Origin of the sequence: Paenibacillus sp. FSL R5-0923 (assembly GCF_038009145.1) — a bacterium.
Classification (GTDB): domain Bacteria; phylum Bacillota; class Bacilli; order Paenibacillales; family Paenibacillaceae; genus Paenibacillus_AQ.
In genome coordinates, this window is the sequence record NZ_JBBPAT010000001.1 from 2,713,504 (window position 1) to 2,732,984 (window position 19,481).

Genomic DNA, 19,481 nt, shown 5'->3' on the forward strand with positions numbered 1-19,481 from the left:
GAACAATAGGATCATGCTTACTCAGATGGCTTCTTATAGCTAGATTACATATGGCCAGTAGTTGAGTTGGCTGTGGCAGAGTCTCTTAGTATATCTTTCATGTTACGAATATATTGGTTATAATTGGAAGAATAATAAGCTCAGGAGGTTCGTAGATATGAAGAAGAAAATAGTAGGGATTGTAGCAGCGGCGTTGTTACTTGGTGGTTCAATAGGATTCGCAGCGAGCTCGTCTTTAATTGGCGCTAAAGTTTCCGGAATGTATACTATAAAACAAGACGGAAAGAAGATTGCAGATGCGATTGTAGTAAATAACTCGGCCTACGTACCTGTGCGCACGATGTCCGAAGCGACGGGAGCAGGGTTGACGGTTGAAGGAAAGACGATAATATTGGAGAGTAAGGAGACTGAGAAGGCGCTAAAAGCAAGTATTGCAGCGGCTAAACTCCGGGAAAGATTAGCAGGGGCAGAATCAAGTGTTCAAGTTCTCAAAGAAGCCATCAAACTGGCGGAAACTACTGCGGCCGACCTAACAAGCGCAGCAGACCAAGAGGCTCAAAGAAACTATATCGCGGAGTTGAATAAACGTGTTGCCTTCATGGAAACAGAAATTGCGCAGCTCAAGGAGCAGCTCGGCGAATAATAAATGAATAATGATGAAGAGTCTCGCCATTACTGGTGCGGCACGTTCGACGATGCGGATTAACGCGCAGTGAAATGTCCGACATAGGCGGCAGATAGTCGCAATATTGGTGTTTATTGTTCCGATTAAACAGAAGGTCAAAGCTATGATTGAATGCAAACGTAGTAGTTAACGGCTGGAGCGTCCGGGTACCGTCATTTCCAGAATCGTAGTGTGGCTGAAACAGCAACAAGTAAATAAATTTTCTTAGCGATTCTTCAATGATCTGAAGAATCGTTTTTTTTTGTAATGACGGGAGAGTTTGTTTTCTTCGAACAAATGGATGATAATAAAGGAATGAGCTAGGCTAATCGCATGACATCGTTTTTATAAACTACATAACTTTATACCCTAAAAGCGAGGCGTAACGAAATGAATACATCTGAGTTTCAACAGTATGTGAAGAAGTTCAGTGAAACCAAAGGTTTTGACACGAGCTCCATTGAGCAGAGAATGCTGTACTTAATGACTGAAGTAGGGGAATTGTCCAAAGAGGTGCTATCCGTATCCTTCGACCCCGGTGCAGAGAAGAAAGAAAACTTGGGATTTGAGATGTACGACGTGGTGTGGAATATTTTTGATCTGGCCAATAAACTGGATATTGATCTAGAGCAGGCATTTAAACGTAAGCTGGAAATCAATGAACAGAGATCATGGGAGTAATACAAAAAAAATCCAAGACTACCCGCTCGGGAAGCCTTGGATTTTTTGATTTATAATTTTTTATTTAAATGAAGCATAACCTTCATCAGCCATTACAACACTACCGTTAATTGCACTAGCTTCTGGTAAGGAGAGCAAGTATACAGTGTCTGCAACTTGTTCAGGCAATGTTAATTTGTTACCCATTACTTTGCTCTTCATCTGGTCGACCATTCCTTGATCTTTATATCCTTGGATAATTGGCGTATCTACAGCGCCTGGAGCAACGGCAAGCACGCGGATGCCATGAACGGACATTTCAAGTGCTGCGGATTTAGTCATCATAATGACCGCACCTTTGGAAGCGTGATACGCGAATGTACCTGGGGAAGCTAGGAATCCAAATACAGAAGCTGTATTGATGATGACCCCTTTGATGCCGAGCTCACGCATTTTTTTACCTGCTGCGATAATACCGTGGGCAACACCATGCTGATTGACATTAATAACACTATGATAATCTTTAAGGTCTTGGTCTAGTACAGGAGTGACGCGGCCGATCCCGGCATTGTTGAACATAACGTCAATTCTTCCATATGTGGCAACGGTTTTCTCAACCAGTGCTTCTACCTCTTCGTATTTTGAAACATCCGTTTTGACGAAAATAGCTTCGCCACCATCCTTGATAATCTGTGCGACCGTTTCTTCACCTAATTGTTGATTGAAATCGGCAACGACCACTTGATCACCTTTTCTTGCAAATTTAATTGCGGTTTGTTTCCCGATTCCACTGGCTCCACCTGTAATTACGGCTACTCTTTTGTCTGTCATTTGGGACTCCTCCTCGAGAAATATAGTTATACTAGAAATATAGGATCATAAGGTGAAAAGGTTATTTACTAACTTATTTACATTGTAGCACTTGTCTAAATTAATTAAAATTTAAGTAAATTTAATAGATGTTAAGTAAATATTAACTTAGGGAGTGATTCAAATGAATTTAGAGCAATGCGAGAATATCGTAGAAGTCGCAAAGATTGGTTCACTAACCAAAGCTGCTCAGAATCGTCATATCACCCTGTCTGCCATAAGCCAGTCCATAACACTGCTGGAAGCGGAGCTTGGAGTTAATTTGTTCATTCGTTCGCGAGGCCAACGAGCAGTTCCCACAGCAGAGGGACAAGCCATTATCGGCAAAGCAAATGAAGTCTTGATGAAAGTAAATGAATTAAAAGCTGAAGCACAGATCTACAGCGATGCGCTTAGTGGTCATTTGAAGATTGCTACGATTCCGGGACCCATGCATCTAATCGTGAAGGTCATATCCGGTTTTAAAGCGGATTTTCCAAATGTGAAAATAGAGATTTTTGAAAAGGGGCCTAAAGAAATTCTGGATAATGTGCTTCAGGATGAAATGGATATCGGACTGATGGTCTCGCCAGAGGGCTTATCAGAGAAACATAAAGGGGTCGTATTCGAGGAATTAATGGAAGGTAAGATTGTTGTAGGTGTACATCCTCAATCACCACTAGCTTTAAATACAATAATTACGCCCGAACAGTTAGTAGGCCAGACGTTGGTTTTATACGATGATCATTACATACAGGACTTTGTGGAGCGTTATTTACTGAAAGTTGGGCCGATGAATATTCTTTTTACAAGCAATAACACCCGTGCCATTGATAATGCAGTGGCGTCAGGACTCGCGATCACGATTGGGATGGATTATTCTTTTCTGAAAACATTTGAGGGTTCTCAGAAGATCATGAAGACGATCGAGCTACGATCACCAGATCATAATACTCCGGGGTCCATTGTTTCAGCTTCTAAACAAGGATCGAAAACGGTCAGAAGATTCATCAACAGGTTGAAACATGAATTTGAGGAGGGGATTAGAAGAAGTTAACAGTATGCCTTGGTAGATTTTATCTAACCTTTACGCTTCCTAGTTAATATGAACCCTATGATGTTGTCCATTTCAGATCGTAATAAGGACAGCCAAGTGGGGAGGATGTCAACACAGTGAGAAGGTATCTAAGGCAAATTAATGTGGCAGTTATTTTTGTTTTGTTGATTTCGTTATTACAGCCGGGAGTATTTGTTCACGCTTCCATTTCTGATCTACCAGCAACAAACTACGGAACCGTTATTGATATACGGCAAACAGAGCTTGCACCTGGGGCGATGTACACCTGGATGGATCTTCAGAATGAACGTGGTTTACAAAAGATACATGCAGTGGAGTTCAACCCAGGGCAAGGCCATTTAGAACTGCGGGCAGGTACGAAGGATGGAAAGGTATACGGTATGAAGGGTGTTACAGAAATGGCCGCTTATGCGGATTCGCCTGGAAACCGGGTGATCGCAGGGATTAACGGTGATTTTTATGAAATCTCCGGTTTTGCCACGGGTGTTCCAAATGGATTATTTATGGATGATGGTGTAATCCTGAACAGTTCGATTTCAGCTTTTACTTTCGGTTTAAAAGAAGATGGCAGCTCGATTTATGGGGTGCCGAAGCTGACCAAGAACGTAACGATTAATGGAAAAACAACTAATCTAACCAGCATCAACCGTTATCGAAATACGAATGAGCTGGTTCTTTATACGGAAGATTATAATACAACTACAAAGTCGACCAATGAGGGTGACGAGGTTGTTCTAGATATTGTCGAGGGAGAAGTGAAGAGCGGTCAGACCTTGAAGCTGAAGGTATCTGAGATTCGCAACAATCAAGGCAATACGCCGCTTACCAAAGGAAAAGTAGTTTTGTCTGCTAACGGAACGTCTCGTGCTGTTCTGCAGGGGTTATCGGTTGGCGATAACGTTACTGCGACCTTTGCGCTTAGCGGAGAATGGAATGATGTGAAGGTAGCCATTGGCGGCGAAGGGCCGCTGGTAAAAGACGGAGTAGTTCAACAAGGTGTTGGACCTTTAGGAATTCATCCGCGTACAGCCATTGGGACAAAAGCGGACGGAAGTCTCGTTTTATTCGAAGTGGATGGAAGATCGCCAGGTTTTAGTGAGGGCGTAGATACCGATGAGCTTGGCAACATTCTGAAGGATATGGGCGTAGTGAACGCCATGAATCTGGATGGTGGCGGCTCTTCTACTTTTGTGGCCAGAATGCCGGGTGCATCTGGTGTCAAAATGATGAATCAGGGCTCTGATGACTATGAACGTAAAACCGGCAACGGTTTGCTGGTCGTCAACACAGCCCCAGAGCAATCTACAGCTTCTAAGCTGGTTGTGCAGCCGAATGCGGAACGTATTTTGCAAGGCTCCAGCTTTATGTTCAAAGCAGCAGGAGTGGACGAGAACGGCCATCCGGCACCTTATTCGGGTACGCTGAATTGGCAGGTGGACGCTGACCTTGGTACTGTCGATGCGAACGGAGTCTTCACCGCAGGAACCACTGCCGGCACAGGAACGGTAATTGTAGAGGCTGGGACAGTCAAAGGCAGTGGGGAAATCGAAGTCGTGGATAAGCTCACAGACCTTATGTTTCCTGATGAGATCAAAACTTATTCTTCAGGTGCTGCTGCGCAATTAACTGTGAAGGCGCTACGTAATGGACAGGTAATTCAAGCTGACAACCATAGTTTTGAATGGCGGGTTGAGGGCGAGATCGGAAGTGTGGACGAGAAGGGTTTGTTTCAAGCGACGAGTGAAAACGGGAAGAACGGGAAGATTTATGCTAAGTACGGGGACGCCCAGACCTCATTTGAAGTAAATGTGGGGTTGCCGCCTGTAATGCTGGAGGATTTTGAGAATGGCATTGATAAATATATAGCCTCCAGTGCAGCAGCTAACAGTGTAGCGATTCAGGAAGTGACGGATCAGGATTTTGTCCGCAACGGGGATAAAGCCTTGAAGCTGGAATATGATTTTGTTAATAAAACAGGCACATCCGGTGCTTATTTAGCCGCAAGCTCAACCGCCAATCGGATTCAGATTCCGGGGTATCCTGAGAAGATCAGTATGTGGATCTACGGAGATGGCAAAAAGCACTGGCTGCGGGGACAAATTCGTGATGGCAATAATGCGGCAGTGCCTGTGGATTTTACAGATCAGGTGAATGGAGTGAACTGGACGGGGTGGAAATACGTCGAAGTATCCGTTCCTAAGGGAAAAACCACCCCGTTAACGATGGATATGCCTGTCCGCTATATGGAGACAAGCAATCTTAACAAGAGCGCAGGTGCAATTTACGTTGATGATATTCGTGCCATTTATGGTCCGATAGAGGAGGATAGAACACCTCCTGTGCTTAAAGATGCCTATCCTGGCGTGAACGAAATTGTCAAAACAGCTACACCGACCCTTTCCGTCAATGGTGAGGATGATGGTTATGATCCTGTGGTGCATCCGGGAACGACCTTAATCGATCCGGACAAAACACGTGTGTATGTTGACGATCAATTAGTGGAGCATGGCTTTTATCCTCCAAAAGGTCAAATCACCTATAAACCAAAGGTTCCGCTTACAGAAGGCCGTCATAAAGTAAAAGTTGCCATTCGCGATTTGAGCGGTAACCAGACGATAAAAGAATGGTATTTCACAGTGAATTTGGGCTCTCCATTCTATGTGTACAAAACACCAGAAATCGTTTATGCCGGGAACACTTACACTTTGGATGTAACGGCAGAGAAGGCGGGCAAGCTGAAGGAAGGAAATCTTACGTTTGCTTTTAATCCGGCTGCAGTTAAAGATTTGCAGGTAATTCGAGGGGATAAGGTATCAGAAACGCAAATGGAGTCAATCATTGATCCAGCTTTGGGCACTGTGCGTCTTAACCTAACGAATATCAATTCCTCCAATCTACGAGATACGGATCTCATCGGACAAATTCAATATACGGTTCGAAATGATTATGTGGGTCCCTTTACACAGGAGCAGCTCGCTGGGGATACAAGCAAACCTTTTGTAATTGAAAATACATCCGGATCTGTAACTTCGACAGAAGGTACCGGGGTTCCTATTTCTTTTATTGGAGCGGCTGTTGAATCTGTTGTAAAGACACAGCTGATGCTCACTTGGAACCATTATGATCTTGCGAAGGGCTTTGATGCGTCTTTTGCGGTAAAAGATCTGAATGGAAGTGTTGTTGAAGGTGCGAAGCTGCTGTTCGATGGATTGGAGGTACAAGGCGCAACTTCAGAGGGAAGTGGGACACTTACTACTGGCTTTGTCACTTCAGCAGAAGGAACTTTTAAATTGCAGGCGGTAAAAGGAAATACCTATAGTCCTGTAATGACGTTCAAGGTTGCTCCATATGACGGTACTGCTGCCCCGCGTAATGTTAATGTTACGATGGGCCAGGATGCAGCGACTTCTCGCCAGTTTACTTGGCAGACAGAACCGCTAACCGTGAATACTGTAGTAGAATTGGTGAAAAAGGCAGAATTCACAAGCTTTCAAGCCGCGAATGTAATGAAAATTACTGGCAACAGTTCAATTTACAACACCAACAATGATGGAACGATGCGAGTTCATAAAGCGGAGGCAGTAGGGCTTATCCCTGGAACCGAATATGTATATCGTGTGGGGAATGGGGAGTCAAATGTAAGTGAGCAAGGAACCTTCGTTACAAGCGGGGGGGAGAGCGCTTCTACAAAATTCCTGTTTATCGGAGATTCTCAAGCAGATTCTAAAGCGGGATTTGGTCTTTGGGGCAATACGATAGAGGCTGCTTTTGCCTATATGCCGGATGCTGAAATGTTGGTTCACGCTGGAGATATGGTGGATAAAGGCTTTGAACAAGAGCAGTGGAACTGGTGGTTTGATGCAGCCCAAAAGCAGCTGATGAATACCACGCTTGTTCCGATTATTGGAAACCATGAAGTGATGGGAACCAATGGCGATGGGGATTATCTGGCGCAATTCAATAACCCGCAAAACGGTGCGGCGAGCGTAAAAGGTACGAATTATTCTTTTGACATTCAGGATACACATTTTGTGGTTATGAATACTGAGCATTCAGGTGCTCCGTTCACTGAACAGGCAGAGTGGCTGGATCAGGATCTATCTGCTACAGATAAAAAGTGGAAGGTGATTTTTTTCCATCAAGGGCCCTATGGCAGCATCTATTCGAATGAACAGGTGCAAGCAAAGTGGGTGCCGGTGTTTGATAAGCATAATGTGGATCTAGTGATGAACGGTCATGATCATATTTACTTGCGAACTTTTCCAATGAAGGATGGTAAGCAGGTAGCAGAAGGCGAAGGCACACGATATGTTATCGGCGGTTCCTCCGGTCCTAAGTTCTATGCGCTGACGCCACGTTTTTGGCAGGAAAAAATATATGACGAAGATGAGCAAATCTATACGGCTGTTGAAATTGGGAAGAACGAGATTACGGTTACGGCAAGAACGGTAGACGGTGTAGAAATTGACCGTTTAGTGATCGAAAATTTTGTTCCAAAATCCATTAAGCTGGATCAAATAGCTGTTGAGCTTGAGCCTGGTGCTAGTCTGCAATTGCAAGCTAAGGTAGTGCCGGATGAGGCTAATCATCTGACAAAAATTTGGTCCATCGTTCCTGACACGACAGAATCAGTAGTTACCGTAGATGGAAATGGCTTGGTTACAGCTCTAAAACCAGGGACAGCTAAGGTGAGAGTCACAGTGGCAGGTTACCCGAATGTTTTTGCGGAAAGTAAGATAACTGTAGATGCGCTGCAAGCGATTAAGCTTCAGGGCAAAGGACAACTTAAACCAGCAGAGGTCGACCAGACAGTCACCGAAGCTGTCTATGCATCCGGTAAACGAATCCCAATATTGGATGGACTTCATTATTCCAGCTCGAATGAGCATATTGCTACAATCAATGAACAGGGCTTGGTCCAGGCTCATCAGGAAGGCTCTACTGTGATCTCAGTAACCTACAGGGAGTTCGCCTCGGAGTATAGTCTCGTCGTAACAAATGATGAGGCTCCTATTCTTACAGAAATAACGATAAAAGGGCCGGATTCGCTGGAACAGGGAAATAAAGGCTCCGTTGTTGTTCAGGCGGTATATAGTGACGGAAGCAAGCAAGAATTGGTCGAGGGCGTAAGGTATGATACATCTGATCATTCCATTGCAATGATTAGTGAGAATGGGGAGCTTCACGCATTGAGTGCTGGTATAACAAAAGTCAGCGCTGTTTATAAGGGGTTCAGCACTGAATATATTTTGACAGTGACTGAGAGCACGCCAGGTACGACTCCGACACCAAGCCCAGAGCCAACACCGGAACCAACACCAAGCCCAGAGCCAACACCAACACCAGGAGGCTGGGTGCCGGGACCTGCTGTGACACCAACGCCAACTGCTACACCGACACCAACTCCGTCGGCATCTGCACAAATAGGTGTAGTAACTATAACAGCCTCTCAACTGTCAGAGAACAAGAATGCTCAAGGTGAAGTTGTGGTTTCTGTTGACGGATCGGTTACGGAATTGCTTTTGCCAGGCAATGTGGTTGAACTGCTTGGACGCGCACCGCTTAGAGTGGTTATGCAGGATTTATCCGTTACGATTCCTGCTACAGTACTGGCAGAACTTAGTAAGCTAATCTCAGCTGAGGCTCTTGCCAAGAGTACGATTTCACTACGGTTGAACACTTTAGCTAGTAATACAGCAGTGGATCTGTTGGATCGTGCAGGTACACTAGCTGGAGCACAATTGAGAGCGAAAAGTGATCTGCAAGAATGGTCGCTCAGCATCCTCACAGAAAATGGCCAGTCCTTCTCATTAAGACAGTTTGCAGAGCCGATCAAGATTTCATATAAGGTCGGTGCGACTGTAGAGCAAAGCTTACTGGGTATTTATTTTATGGATGATGCCGGTAAGTTGGAGTATATGAGCAGTACATGGATGAATGGTTATCTATCTGCTGCTGTCAGTCATTTTAGTAAATATGTTGTATTAGAATATGACAAAACATTCAATGATCTGAAGCCGGATCACTGGGCTTACCTTGCTGTGAAGCAGCTTGCGGCAAAACAGCTTGTACAGGGGGGAGCTGTGGATCGTTTCGATCCAAACCGTGCGGTTACACGTGCGGAGTTTACAGCGATGTTAGTCCGTGCGCTTGGCTTAAAAGGTCAAGCAGTAGCTGGTTTCACTGATGTACCTGCTGATAAATGGTATGCAGAAGCAGTAGGGTTAGCAAAACAAGCTGGAATTGTTAAAGGTCAGACCGCTTTACTGTTTGGACCGGATGCCAAGATCTCTCGTCAAGAGATGGCAGCGATGCTGGCTCGTGCATATGCATACGCCAATAACAGCGTATCTGTAGCTAGTCTTAACGTTTCAGCATTTAATGATATTGGCACTGCACCACAATGGGCTCAAGAGGCTATCAGCGAGGTGTACAGACTTGGATTGATGCAGGGACGTGCTGTAGCGCAATTTGCTCCGAAGCAAAACGGCACACGTGCCGAAAGTGCACAGATGATCCTCAATCTGTTGAGTGTTTTGGAGTAACGATTATGGCCAGTTCCAGGTTGTTGGGACTGGCTGTTTTTTTAACAAATTGGATTAGCTGGAAGCACACAATGGTTTGCATACAGTAGATGGTTTGGGATCATTATGGACTGTATTGCAGCTATTTCAACTTTTTGGTGGTCTTTTTCCAAGTTTTCGGACATCATAACTCTTATTGTCATACTTTTGCACCGAACCGTAGTATATTTAAATGAACAGTTGCATCTGAGTCCGATAGCTGAGTGAAATGGCATAAATCAGCTTAATAAGATCTCCTCGGTCCGATACGCTGTAATTCCCAACCAACGATTACAATCCAGAGACTGGCAGATGAGTATCAAATCTTCTCCAATATTTTGGAAATATAGTATTATATTGGGTTTTTGGTACTGAGAATCACCCTTCAGAGGCAAGTAATTACTAGTATTAATTGTTATAAGCCAACACAAATTGTTATGTTGTGTTATGATAGTAGGGAGGTGACTCCCATGAATGATTTTGAGAACTATCCCGATGAGCTGGGTAATTTCATTCGGCACATCAGAAAGACGAGAGGGTTAACCTTAAGAGGACTGGAAGAAAAGAGCGGCATAAGTTACTCACAGCTTAGCAAGATCGAGCGTGGAGAGAGCATTCCGCTAAAAGACAATCTGGACAAGATCATCGAAGCACTTGGAACAGATCTGAAGAATCGGATGTATCATTTGGCAGACTATATGCCAGATATTGAATATATCAAGACCTTAAAGCATGGTTATGAGCTGCCACAGCTTAAACAGTCTCAGGACTACATTTATGAGACGGCATTTAACAAGCTTAAGGAATTCAGGGCAAAGGAAGGTAAAGAAACATCTTACGTTTCCTTTGATTCTAATGAAGTCATAGTTTATGAAACGGAATATGGGGCAGGAATGGTAATAGAGAAGATTGAGAAATACAATCTTACCGACGTCCTGAACGATAAGTTTGAGGGTTGCCTCGACTCCTTAAGAAAGAGCCCTCGGAAAGGGCGTCAAGCCTTTCTATTTGGCGAGTGGTTACGGGAGTGCGTTTATGAGCTGAAGGAAGAAGAACAGGATCAGGTCATACAAGCGCTCAAAGAATTTACGCAGTTTAAAGTACAACAGATAAAGGGTGCTTATAAATAATGTGTGTTTCATAAATGATCTCAAAAATGAATAATGTTGCCCTTTCTTGCAGCCATCTATTCATCTTGATCCATAAACTAACAACTAAAAATGGTTTGACAGAAAAGGGGATATTAATAATGAAAATTAACATGAAGTTTACCAGCAAGGGAAAAGTCGCTATAGAGAATTTTAATAACGAGGAATTGCTGGAGATCTTCGCACGATACATCAAGACATTATCCAAAAAGTATGATATCGAAGTTGATGTTCCTCTTGAAGAGAATCAAAATATTGTTGGTGATGGCGCTGTAATTGCGACTGCACAAAATGTGAAATGCGATGTAGAAACATTTTTCAAAGAGCTGGGTAGAGATATTAAAGTTCCTTTGAAGAAAAGACTTGGCGGAAAATTGGAAAATGTATTTAAAACGGAAATTACGGAGTAGAAGATTACTCTATTTCAGGGAGTAGTCCTTACTGAACATAAAGAAGGTAGGGCCTTCAGGAGGCTCTACCTTCTTTATGTTGATGATGTTAACATGAAGACAATCTAGAGAACACTCGCAGTGAAGCCATAGGAAGTTATGTAATTATGTCATAATTTGCGAATTAATTTGTGTATGGGGATGTTATGATTTTTCAGTTTGAATGAGATCTCTACTGTCTAAGATCTCTCTAACAATCTCTATGAAATCTGGTAAAGCTTGTGCCTCAAGCGCTAATTTATAGATGTTAAGTAATTCTTCATCAGATATTGATTCAAGAGATGAGGGGCGTGGTGAGGGATGAAAATAGTAATTCATTTGGTTCCTCCATCATATATTTGTTTTTATTACACATTTATATATATGGTATCATTTGGAATACAATCCGTCTCCTGTCATTCATCCTACGAATTTTCCTTTACATCTTAGGGGAATTATGGCATAATGACTATTTTTATGTGATAATAGATTGGTTTACTTTGAATTTTAATAAACAAAAACAATCCCGACATGTATAGTACATGTCGGGATTGTTTTAATCAGAGTCTTTCTTATGAGTAGATAAGTACTTCTTTAGGCGAGGTTCATTGGATTCCGAAACGGTAGTGAACTGCTTACCTTGATTAAAGCATACAATCTTGCGTCCGGGATCATAGCCTTCTATGTTGTTGATATTAACGACGTTGCTGCGGTCAAGGCGTTCGAATCCCTTACCCTCATACGCTACGGAAAGATCGGAAAGCGTGGTGGGGAGAATAAATTCGCCTTCTTTCGTATGGACGAATATTGTATTCTTATAATTCGAGAAATACAATATATCTTCCTCTAGAATATCACTAGAGGAACCGTCTTTCTGTAAGACACGCATCTTTTCCCCATCCTTGTTTGATTACTTGCGCAGTTCTTTCGGAACTTCAGGACTGTAGAGTGCTGGTTTTAGTATTGTTGCAAAAACAACAGCAGAAGTAGCTAGTATGTTAGAAGCATAACGAGCTAAATTTTTCTTCATTTGATTGGCCTCCTTTGTAATGGAATTATAACTGTAAAGGATTGAACTAAAAATGCCAATCCAATGACAGACGAATGGATCCAAAAATTCAAAGAAACCAGAATTATGGAAATGATCTTTAAACCCAAATACCATTCTTTAGGAATCTGAGCATTAGCATCAGGATTTGGAGCACATAGAATCATTACAAGCAAAGAAAAAAGATTAATCCAAATGAAATGGTTATGTACTAGATAAGTTATATGAGGGATCAGTGAACAGATAAAGATAGATACAATATTGCAGGCCCTTGCGGTTTTTAGATGCACACCACCAGAAGACATTCTTAGGAGTATGAAGCTAAATAAGGCTAAGAATGTTTCCTTTAGCTGTCCTGTGAGCCCGCCAATGCATAACGAGGTTATAATGATTAATAAAGTATTCAGAATAATGCTAAGGGCATAATGCATGATTTCAATGGAATGTGTTTGCTCGGGATTACTTTTCTTAATGACCTCAACAATCTTAAGAGTTAAATGATTCATAATTATTTCTATCCTTTTTGTAGGAGAAATAAAGATATCCCCATAATATTATTCCATAGAAAATTGGGATCAAGAAAAAGAAAAAGGATTCAAGAAAGTAGCTGATTGAAGTAATGACAATTAGTGTAGGAAGATTAAGAGCGAATAGTATTTTTTCGCTAGTCGTTGGTTTGATTTTTACATCGGGTTTATCAGGTACAAAGTCAAATCCAATACGTTTATGACCCACATACATACCAATGAGAATCGCGGTTAATGCTGATAAGATCTGCATTGTAATCATGTTTATTGTAATCGGGTTCGAAGTATTTAGAGACATGTTGATTACAGAGTCTAATAGATACATAAGACTGGGTTGAATCACAAAGTATGTTTGATAGACCATCCCGGTTAATATAGAAGCATAGAAGGGATGAATCCGGAATAACAGCCACATAAAACAAAGCATTAGCGCATATTGTGTGAGGATATCTAATTGAAATAACTCATAGTTGATTCTAATTGAATAAGAAAAAAAGCCCATGATAAAACTAGCAAACACCATCTCTTTATGATAAATGTCAATTTTAAAGATTTTGAAAGCCAGAAAGAACATTGCATATGTCTCTAGTCCTGAAAATAATATAAACAGAATAAAATCTATCATGCCGACACTCCCGATGTCTTCTAGTATAACTAACCCTATTATTGCAAGTATCGTATAAAATGGACTAAAATACAACAACTACAGTATAATTTTCCTCCTATTTTTTCAAAAAAATTCAAAATGAGAGGGGTTTAGACATGGATCGACGTCCAAAAAGCAGTGAGTATCTTGAGGAATTATCAAAGTATGTCGATTTAGTGCCAGTTGAAGGGGATATTTGCACTGTTTTTAGAGCGCAGACGGATGAGATTTGTAGCTTTATTTCGAACCTTACGGAAGAACAAGGAGAGCATCGTTACGCTCCTGATAAATGGAGTATTAAGCAAATGGTTGGCCATCTAGCGGATACTGGAAGAATTATGTCTTATCGTTTGTTGCGCGTTGCAAGAGGAGATACGACTCCGCTGGCGGGCTTTGATGAAAAGGACTATGTGCCTACCGCAAATTTTGAAGCAAACACTCTAGAAAAACTACTGGCTCATTACAAGCTTGTCCGAGAGTCAACGCAAGTTCTTTTGGACACTTTGCCGGAAGAAGCATGGACTCGTAAGGGAACGGTTAACAATGCAACCATCTCCGCGAGAGCAGTGGCGTGCGTAATGATTGGGCATGATCATCATCATTTGAATATTCTTAAAGAAAGATATCTGGTTTAATCGAGTTTTATTTTAAAAAAAGCATTCCTGAGGCCATTGCGGCTTCGGAATGCTTTTTTAGCTAAAGGTATATATTTGGGGCCCCCCGAAATGTACCTGAGTAAGCATCGAAGCAAAGCCTCACTTTGTGGGTATATTTTATAGTGGAGGATTCTTGTGACATTTACGGCATACTGGATAGTAGGCTTCATTGCCGCCAATTTGGATTTGCTTGCCGCTGTATACAGGCTTACCATTTTCTACTCTTAGAGCCATCGTTGCTTTGCGCTCGCAGAACCAGCAAATGGTCTTCATTTCCTCGATTTTATCAGCGTAAATCAGCATGTATTTGCTGCCTTCAAATAGCTGGTTCTGGAAATCATTTTTAAGTCCAAATGCCATAACGGGAATGCCTAGTTCATCTACAATCCGTACTAGCTGTAGAATGCAGTCCTTGCTTAGAAATTGACATTCATCAATTAGTACACAGTGGGGTTTGGGCTGGTTACTGCTGACGATATTATAAATATCGGTATTCTCGTCGACGGGTATGGCCTGTTTCCGCAGCCCAATACGGGAGGAGATAAAACCAACTTCGTCCCGATCGTCTATGGATGGAGTGAAAATGAGCACCGATTTCCCTTGCTCTTCATAATTATGCGCAACCTTGAGTATCTCAATAGATTTACCGCTGTTCATTGCTCCGTATTTGAAAAACAATTGTGCCACTTCCATCTATCCTTTCGTATAAGCCAATTATCTAATCTTAAAAATGCGACCTTATTAGAGTATCATATTCGTGTCAGCTGTATCCAGTGAAAACATTGCGATAGAATTGAATGTGGTATGATAAAAGGAATCATGTGATTGGAAAGGAAGTAATATGTGTGACTGAAAAAATAGACGAATACAAGGAACGGTTAGCTCTGATTCAGCAGAATGAAAATCTTTCTATCGAGGCTGAGGCTTTGCTGGAAGAGATGATGGCAGATTTGGTGGAATTGAATCGAAGCAATAAAGCGCTGCGGCGGGCAATAATGAAAACTGGGCAGGCCTCCACAATGTCGACTCGTTTAAGGGATGCACTGTACGAATAGAAAAAGAGGGTATGCGAATGGGTTTGATTTTCTCTTTTCTCAAAAAATATAAAGTCGCTGCAATAGCTGCCCTAGTGATGATGCTTATTGAACTAGCGGTGGAATTGTCACAGCCTTTACTCATTTCCAAAATTATTGACCAGGGCATTAAAGAACAGAATTCCTCTGTAGTATGGCTCTGGGGCGGTGTATTGATCGGCAGCGCAGTAGTCGCGTTTATAGCTGGGGTATTAAGTTCTTTTTTTGCTGCCCATGCGAGTCAGAGCTTTGCGTTTGATCTTAGGGACAAGTTATATGAAAAGGTACAATCCTTTACATATGAAATATTCAATCGGTTTGCTACCTCGTCGCTGATCACGCGTCTGACCGGCGATGTATCGCAGCTGCAGGACACTATATTTATGAGCCTCCGCTTTATGACACGGGTGCCACTGGTTGTGGTGGGCAGTGTGATTATGGCATTGGTTGTTCATGTGAAGCTGGGATTATTTCTCACTGTAGCTCTACCTTTGTTGCTTCTCTTCCTTTACTTCATCATGAGAAAAGCTTCTTTGTTATTTCGCAACGTACAAAATCGGCTTGACGGTGTGAATGGTGTAATCCAGGAGAATTTAACGGGAATTCGCTTAATCCGTGTGTTCGTGCGCATGGGGCATGAGATTGGACGTTTTACGGTCTTTAGCGGGAATTTGATGAAATCCACGGTATCTGCGCTACGTTTGACGGAGACAACGATGCCATTTGTTATGCTTATTGTGAATGCAGCGATTATGTCGATCCTATGGTTTGGACGGATTGAGATTGCAAATGGGGATGCTACTTTAGGAGAAACTGTTGCAGTTATTAACTACTCTTTACGAACCATAGGAGCGTTGTCAGCTATATCTGGACTTGTCGTTACAATTTCCCGAGCACGTGCCTCCTCACAGCGTATTACAGAAGTGATGTCAGCAGGCGCTGGAGTTAAGGAAGGCGGAACCGCAAAGGGCGAACCGATACAGGGTCACGTCCAATTTGAAGGCATCAGCTTCAAGTATCCTGAGAGTGATATTTCGGTGCTAGAGGATATTACTTTTGAAGTTGCTGCTGGTGAGCGGGTAGCGATTATGGGAGCCACCGGATCAGGAAAGTCTTCTCTTGTCGGTCTAATCCCACGTTTATATGAAGAGACAGACGGTATCATTCGCATTGATGGGCAAAAGAGCACCGATATCGATATTTCAAGATTGCGGCGATCGATCGGTTACGTTCCTCAAGAACTGCAGCTCTTCAGCGGATCGATTCGCGATAATATCGCTTGGGGCAATGAATATGCCACACAGGAACAAATCGAACACGCAGCGGCTGCCGCACAAATTCACGCAACAGTGATGGGTCTGCCCAAAGGTTATGACACAATGCTTGGTCAGCGAGGGGTAAATCTGTCTGGTGGGCAAAAGCAACGGTTGACCATTGCTCGGGCGCTTGTGAGGAAACCTGCTATTTTGATCCTCGATGACAGTACGAGTGCGCTTGATGCTGTGACAGAAGGACTTTTGCTGGAGGCACTGAAAGAGATTTCATGTACAACCTTCCTGATTACTCAGAAGATTAGTTCTACAGCATCTGCAGATTTGATTCTGCTGTTGGACGAAGGACGCTTAATCGGTAAGGGAACACATGACGAGCTTATGACAAGCTCTGCGCTGTACCGCAAGATTTATGAATCACAGGTAGAGGAGGCGAAGCAGCATGTTCAAAGCAATTCTTGAACCCTTTCGTCACCCAAAACCCGTCATTGAGCTTGGAGCAGGAAGAAGCCTTGGCTCAGCTGCTGGAGGGAAGCCAAAAGCAAAGGCGAAGGATTGGGGCGGCACGCTCATGCGGATTTGGAGCTACCTTGCCGAGCGTAAAGCTAAGCTTTTTCTCGTTCTGTTAATGGTAGTCTTCAGCTCGGCTTTAGCACTGCTCGGGCCTTATATGATTGGTAAAGCTGTGGATGATTATCTGGAAGGCACTGGCGGACGATCGTGGACGATTTTTCTGATCAGTCTAGCTAGTGTTTATATCTTCTATTCATTAACTTCTTGGCTGCAAAATATATGGATGATTGAAATTGCCCAGGAGACCGTATTTCGGATGCGCACGGAGTTGTTTTCCCATCTTCATCGGTTGCCCATCTCATTTTTTAATCGGAGACAGCAGGGCGAAATTATGAGTCGCCTCACCAACGATATTGAGAACGTCAGCTCTACGCTGAATAGCTCAGCTATTCAGATCTTTTCCAGTGTTTTGACATTGCTCGGAACGGTGGGGGTAATGCTCTGGCTCAGTCCTCTATTGACGCTACTCACGTTCCTGGTTGTGCCGTTGATGTTATTAGGCATGCGCTGGATTACTCGGCGTACGGGTCCGCTTTTTAAGGAACGTCAGCGCAATGTGGGTGAGTTAAACGGTTATATAGAAGAGACGTTATCCGGTCAACGGATTATCAAGGCTTTTTCACAAGAGGAACGGGTCATCGCTGGTTTTCATGAACGCAATGAGCGAATTATGCTCTCTGGATACTGGGCACAGTCGATTTCTGGCTTCATTCCTAAGCTGATGAATGGACTTAATAATTTGAGCTTCGCTATTGTGGCTGGAGTCGGTGGTTTGTTAGCGATTCGCGGAGCGATTACGGTCGGTGTGATTATTGTGTTTGTAGAATATACGCGTCAATTTACTCGCCCTCTTAATGACTTAGCGAATCAGTGGAATACACTACTGTCAGCGGTTGCAGGAGCGGAAAGAGTGTTTGAAGTGCTGGACGAAGAGACGGAAGCTAAAGATGAAGGTGCAGCCACTTCGCTGGTTAAAGTTGAAGGTGCAGTGAAGTTCGAAAAGGTATCTTTTTCATATGACGGAAGTTCTAACACACTGCATGATATTAGCTTTGAAGCGAAGCCTGGCGAGATGATTGCCTTAGTAGGACCTACCGGTGCCGGCAAAACAACACTTATCGGGCTGTTATCTCGTTTCTATGATCCTAATCAGGGTAAGATTACGCTGGATGGCTTAGATGTCACTTCGATTCGGCGTGAAAGCCTGAGGAGCCATATGGCGTTTGTATTGCAGGACTCCTTTTTATTCAAGGGCAGCATCCGCGATAATATTCGTTACGGTAGACTGGATGCTTCCGATGAAGAGGTCGAGGCGGCGGCCAAGCTGGCTAACGCTCATTCTTTTATTATCCGTATGCCGGAAGGTTATGATCGAATGCTCTCTGCAGATGGTAGCGGTATAAGCCAAGGACAGAAGCAACTGCTATCCATTGCAAGAGCCATTCTTGCCAATCCTTCGATGCTTGTTCTTGATGAAGCCACTAGCAGTATCGATACGGTGACCGAAATCAAGATTCAGGAAGGACTTCAGGCGCTAATGAAGGGACGGACCAGCTTTGTTATTGCCCATAGACTGGGCACTATCCGTGCAGCTGATCGAATTCTTGTTCTTCAAGGGGGCAGATTGCTGCAGCAGGGCTCCCATGAGGAGTTGTTGAAGCAAGGTGGCTTGTACAGCGAGTTGGTGCAAGGCGGTCGTAGAGAAGTACTTGATAAGGCTAGGCTTTAAGCTGTGCATAAAAAGGCGGGAGTTTTCAAGGAAGCGCAGGTCGCGTCCATGAAAACTCTCGCCTTTATGTAATGTGTGGATATTCATTATACATTGAAGTGAGCTGTTGGATGGTTTAATTGCAGAATGTGCAATAGATTTCGGTTGTACAATGAGGGGATAATTATGCTGCTTATGAGATCGTTTCTTGCGCGGCAGCTTGTTTCGCTTTTTGTTTCTCCTTGAACCGAGGGCCAACATAATTACGTTTGCGGTCTCTTGCCAGAATCCAGCCGCCAAGGAAAGTCATACCTGCTGCAAAGAGCAGAAACCCACCGCCGAAATGCAACCAAGCGAAATCTGGAACAACGGAGTCATCGCCATGCATAGAGATATAATCAAAAATATCGTCCTTCATCATTAAGAAGCCCTTCATTGCGATTAAACCAGGAAACACAAGAATAAGGATGGCAATGAAGCGTGAAATTAATAGTTTCATAAGTGTCTCCTACCCCTCTTAGCCCATTAGATTCAACCATATGATAACGCTTTAGTAAGAAAAAGTCCATTTGGATATGACGTTTATAAG

General features: G+C 43.1%; 18 protein-coding genes. 10 read left to right on the forward strand and 8 right to left on the reverse strand.

The annotated features are described in order from the left end of the window. The first annotated feature begins 157 nt into the window (after window positions 1-157). Complete coding sequence (locus MKX35_RS11995; protein WP_076299524.1) at window positions 158-643, forward strand: hypothetical protein; 486 nt, start codon at window positions 158-160, stop codon at window positions 641-643. Between the two features lie 411 nt (window positions 644-1,054). Further along, window positions 1,055-1,345 carry a MazG nucleotide pyrophosphohydrolase domain-containing protein gene (locus MKX35_RS12000; protein ID WP_042190426.1) on the forward strand — a complete coding sequence of 97 codons (291 nt, stop codon included), beginning with the start codon at window positions 1,055-1,057 and terminating at the stop codon, window positions 1,343-1,345. A gap of 60 nt (window positions 1,346-1,405) precedes the next feature. Here MKX35_RS12000 and MKX35_RS12005 read toward each other — a convergent pair whose 3' ends face one another. Beyond that, entirely contained in the window at window positions 1,406-2,155 is a 750-nt protein-coding gene (locus MKX35_RS12005; RefSeq protein ID WP_076299525.1) for an SDR family NAD(P)-dependent oxidoreductase, read from the reverse strand. Between the two features lie 163 nt (window positions 2,156-2,318). Between MKX35_RS12005 and MKX35_RS12010 the strand changes: the two genes are divergently transcribed. From MKX35_RS12010 to MKX35_RS12025, 4 genes are all read left to right on the forward strand, one after another. Beyond that, window positions 2,319-3,230: a LysR family transcriptional regulator gene (locus MKX35_RS12010; RefSeq protein ID WP_076299526.1), complete on the forward strand. Its 912-nt coding sequence runs from the start codon at window positions 2,319-2,321 to the stop codon at window positions 3,228-3,230. Window positions 3,231-3,346: 116 nt separating this feature from the next. Continuing rightward, the gene (locus MKX35_RS12015; protein ID WP_076299527.1) at window positions 3,347-9,796 is read left to right on the forward strand and encodes a phosphodiester glycosidase family protein; all 6,450 of its coding nucleotides are present in this window, start codon (window positions 3,347-3,349) and stop codon (window positions 9,794-9,796) included. Between the two features lie 488 nt (window positions 9,797-10,284). Then, window positions 10,285-10,944 carry a helix-turn-helix domain-containing protein gene (locus MKX35_RS12020; RefSeq protein ID WP_042190416.1) on the forward strand — a complete coding sequence of 220 codons (660 nt, stop codon included), beginning with the start codon at window positions 10,285-10,287 and terminating at the stop codon, window positions 10,942-10,944. A gap of 119 nt (window positions 10,945-11,063) precedes the next feature. Continuing rightward, window positions 11,064-11,372, forward strand: a complete 309-nt coding sequence (locus MKX35_RS12025; RefSeq protein ID WP_042190413.1) for a hypothetical protein — start codon at window positions 11,064-11,066, stop codon at window positions 11,370-11,372. A 183-nt stretch (window positions 11,373-11,555) separates the two neighbouring features. On the opposite strand, the gene sda is transcribed toward MKX35_RS12025, so the two are convergent. The 5 genes from sda to MKX35_RS12045 all read right to left on the reverse strand — a co-directional run bounded on the left by sda (window position 11,556) and on the right by MKX35_RS12045 (window position 13,590). Next, the gene (gene sda / locus MKX35_RS12030) at window positions 11,556-11,729 is read right to left on the reverse strand and encodes a sporulation histidine kinase inhibitor Sda (protein WP_081382883.1); all 174 of its coding nucleotides are present in this window, start codon (window positions 11,727-11,729) and stop codon (window positions 11,556-11,558) included. Window positions 11,730-11,946: 217 nt separating this feature from the next. Then, window positions 11,947-12,279: a LytTR family DNA-binding domain-containing protein gene (locus MKX35_RS12035; RefSeq protein ID WP_042190411.1), complete on the reverse strand. Its 333-nt coding sequence runs from the start codon at window positions 12,277-12,279 to the stop codon at window positions 11,947-11,949. A 21-nt stretch (window positions 12,280-12,300) separates the two neighbouring features. Beyond that, a complete protein-coding gene (locus MKX35_RS12040; protein ID WP_143759448.1) occupies window positions 12,301-12,420 on the reverse strand; it encodes a cyclic lactone autoinducer peptide in 120 nt (39 codons plus the stop codon). After that, entirely contained in the window at window positions 12,417-12,944 is a 528-nt protein-coding gene (locus MKX35_RS31865) for an accessory gene regulator ArgB-like protein (RefSeq protein WP_081382884.1), read from the reverse strand. The genes MKX35_RS12040 and MKX35_RS31865 overlap by 4 nt, the downstream gene beginning before the upstream one ends. Next, window positions 12,925-13,590, reverse strand: coding sequence for a hypothetical protein (locus tag MKX35_RS12045; RefSeq protein ID WP_076299529.1), 666 nt, complete (start codon window positions 13,588-13,590; stop codon window positions 12,925-12,927). The genes MKX35_RS31865 and MKX35_RS12045 overlap by 20 nt, the downstream gene beginning before the upstream one ends. Before the next feature lie 137 nt (window positions 13,591-13,727). Between MKX35_RS12045 and MKX35_RS12050 the strand changes: the two genes are divergently transcribed. Next, window positions 13,728-14,246 (forward strand): DinB family protein, encoded by a 519-nt coding sequence (locus MKX35_RS12050; RefSeq protein WP_076299530.1) that lies wholly within the window; start codon window positions 13,728-13,730, stop codon window positions 14,244-14,246. Window positions 14,247-14,384: 138 nt separating this feature from the next. Here MKX35_RS12050 and MKX35_RS12055 read toward each other — a convergent pair whose 3' ends face one another. Next, window positions 14,385-14,954: a thymidine kinase gene (locus MKX35_RS12055; protein ID WP_042129772.1), complete on the reverse strand. Its 570-nt coding sequence runs from the start codon at window positions 14,952-14,954 to the stop codon at window positions 14,385-14,387. A 158-nt stretch (window positions 14,955-15,112) separates the two neighbouring features. Between MKX35_RS12055 and MKX35_RS12060 the strand changes: the two genes are divergently transcribed. Genes MKX35_RS12060 through MKX35_RS12070 form a run of 3 tightly spaced genes read left to right on the forward strand, consistent with a single transcriptional unit; the run spans window position 15,113 to window position 18,913 of the window. Further along, on the forward strand, window positions 15,113-15,322 hold the full coding sequence (locus MKX35_RS12060) for a hypothetical protein (protein WP_076299531.1): 210 nt from the start codon (window positions 15,113-15,115) through the stop codon (window positions 15,320-15,322). A 17-nt stretch (window positions 15,323-15,339) separates the two neighbouring features. After that, window positions 15,340-17,073 (forward strand): ABC transporter ATP-binding protein, encoded by a 1,734-nt coding sequence (locus tag MKX35_RS12065; RefSeq protein WP_076299532.1) that lies wholly within the window; start codon window positions 15,340-15,342, stop codon window positions 17,071-17,073. Continuing rightward, window positions 17,054-18,913, forward strand: a complete 1,860-nt coding sequence (locus MKX35_RS12070; RefSeq protein WP_042190395.1) for an ABC transporter ATP-binding protein — start codon at window positions 17,054-17,056, stop codon at window positions 18,911-18,913. The genes MKX35_RS12065 and MKX35_RS12070 overlap by 20 nt, the downstream gene beginning before the upstream one ends. Window positions 18,914-19,085: 172 nt before the next feature. Here the strand turns inward: MKX35_RS12070 and MKX35_RS12075 are convergent, their stop codons facing one another. Next, window positions 19,086-19,391: a DUF2627 domain-containing protein gene (locus MKX35_RS12075; RefSeq protein ID WP_042190393.1), complete on the reverse strand. Its 306-nt coding sequence runs from the start codon at window positions 19,389-19,391 to the stop codon at window positions 19,086-19,088. Window positions 19,392-19,481: the final 90 nt, after the last annotated feature.

Excerpts from the sequence above, each read along its gene's own strand:
- MKX35_RS11995 (WP_076299524.1), top strand. The coding sequence starts at position 158 with ATGAAGAAGAAAATAGTAGGGATTGTAGCAGCGGCGTTGTTACTTGGT.
- MKX35_RS12000 (WP_042190426.1), top strand. The coding sequence starts at position 1,055 with ATGAATACATCTGAGTTTCAACAGTATGTGAAGAAGTTCAGTGAAACC.
- MKX35_RS12005 (WP_076299525.1), bottom strand. The coding sequence starts at position 2,155 with ATGACAGACAAAAGAGTAGCCGTAATTACAGGTGGAGCCAGTGGAATC.
- MKX35_RS12010 (WP_076299526.1), top strand. The coding sequence starts at position 2,319 with ATGAATTTAGAGCAATGCGAGAATATCGTAGAAGTCGCAAAGATTGGT.
- MKX35_RS12020 (WP_042190416.1), top strand. The coding sequence starts at position 10,285 with ATGAATGATTTTGAGAACTATCCCGATGAGCTGGGTAATTTCATTCGG.
- MKX35_RS12025 (WP_042190413.1), top strand. The coding sequence starts at position 11,064 with ATGAAAATTAACATGAAGTTTACCAGCAAGGGAAAAGTCGCTATAGAG.
- sda (WP_081382883.1), bottom strand. The coding sequence starts at position 11,729 with ATGAATTACTATTTTCATCCCTCACCACGCCCCTCATCTCTTGAATCA.
- MKX35_RS12035 (WP_042190411.1), bottom strand. The coding sequence starts at position 12,279 with ATGCGTGTCTTACAGAAAGACGGTTCCTCTAGTGATATTCTAGAGGAA.
- MKX35_RS12040 (WP_143759448.1), bottom strand. The coding sequence starts at position 12,420 with ATGAAGAAAAATTTAGCTCGTTATGCTTCTAACATACTAGCTACTTCT.
- MKX35_RS31865 (WP_081382884.1), bottom strand. The coding sequence starts at position 12,944 with ATGAATCATTTAACTCTTAAGATTGTTGAGGTCATTAAGAAAAGTAAT.
- MKX35_RS12045 (WP_076299529.1), bottom strand. The coding sequence starts at position 13,590 with ATGATAGATTTTATTCTGTTTATATTATTTTCAGGACTAGAGACATAT.
- MKX35_RS12050 (WP_076299530.1), top strand. The coding sequence starts at position 13,728 with ATGGATCGACGTCCAAAAAGCAGTGAGTATCTTGAGGAATTATCAAAG.
- MKX35_RS12065 (WP_076299532.1), top strand. The coding sequence starts at position 15,340 with ATGGGTTTGATTTTCTCTTTTCTCAAAAAATATAAAGTCGCTGCAATA.
- MKX35_RS12070 (WP_042190395.1), top strand. The coding sequence starts at position 17,054 with ATGTTCAAAGCAATTCTTGAACCCTTTCGTCACCCAAAACCCGTCATT.
- MKX35_RS12075 (WP_042190393.1), bottom strand. The coding sequence starts at position 19,391 with ATGAAACTATTAATTTCACGCTTCATTGCCATCCTTATTCTTGTGTTT.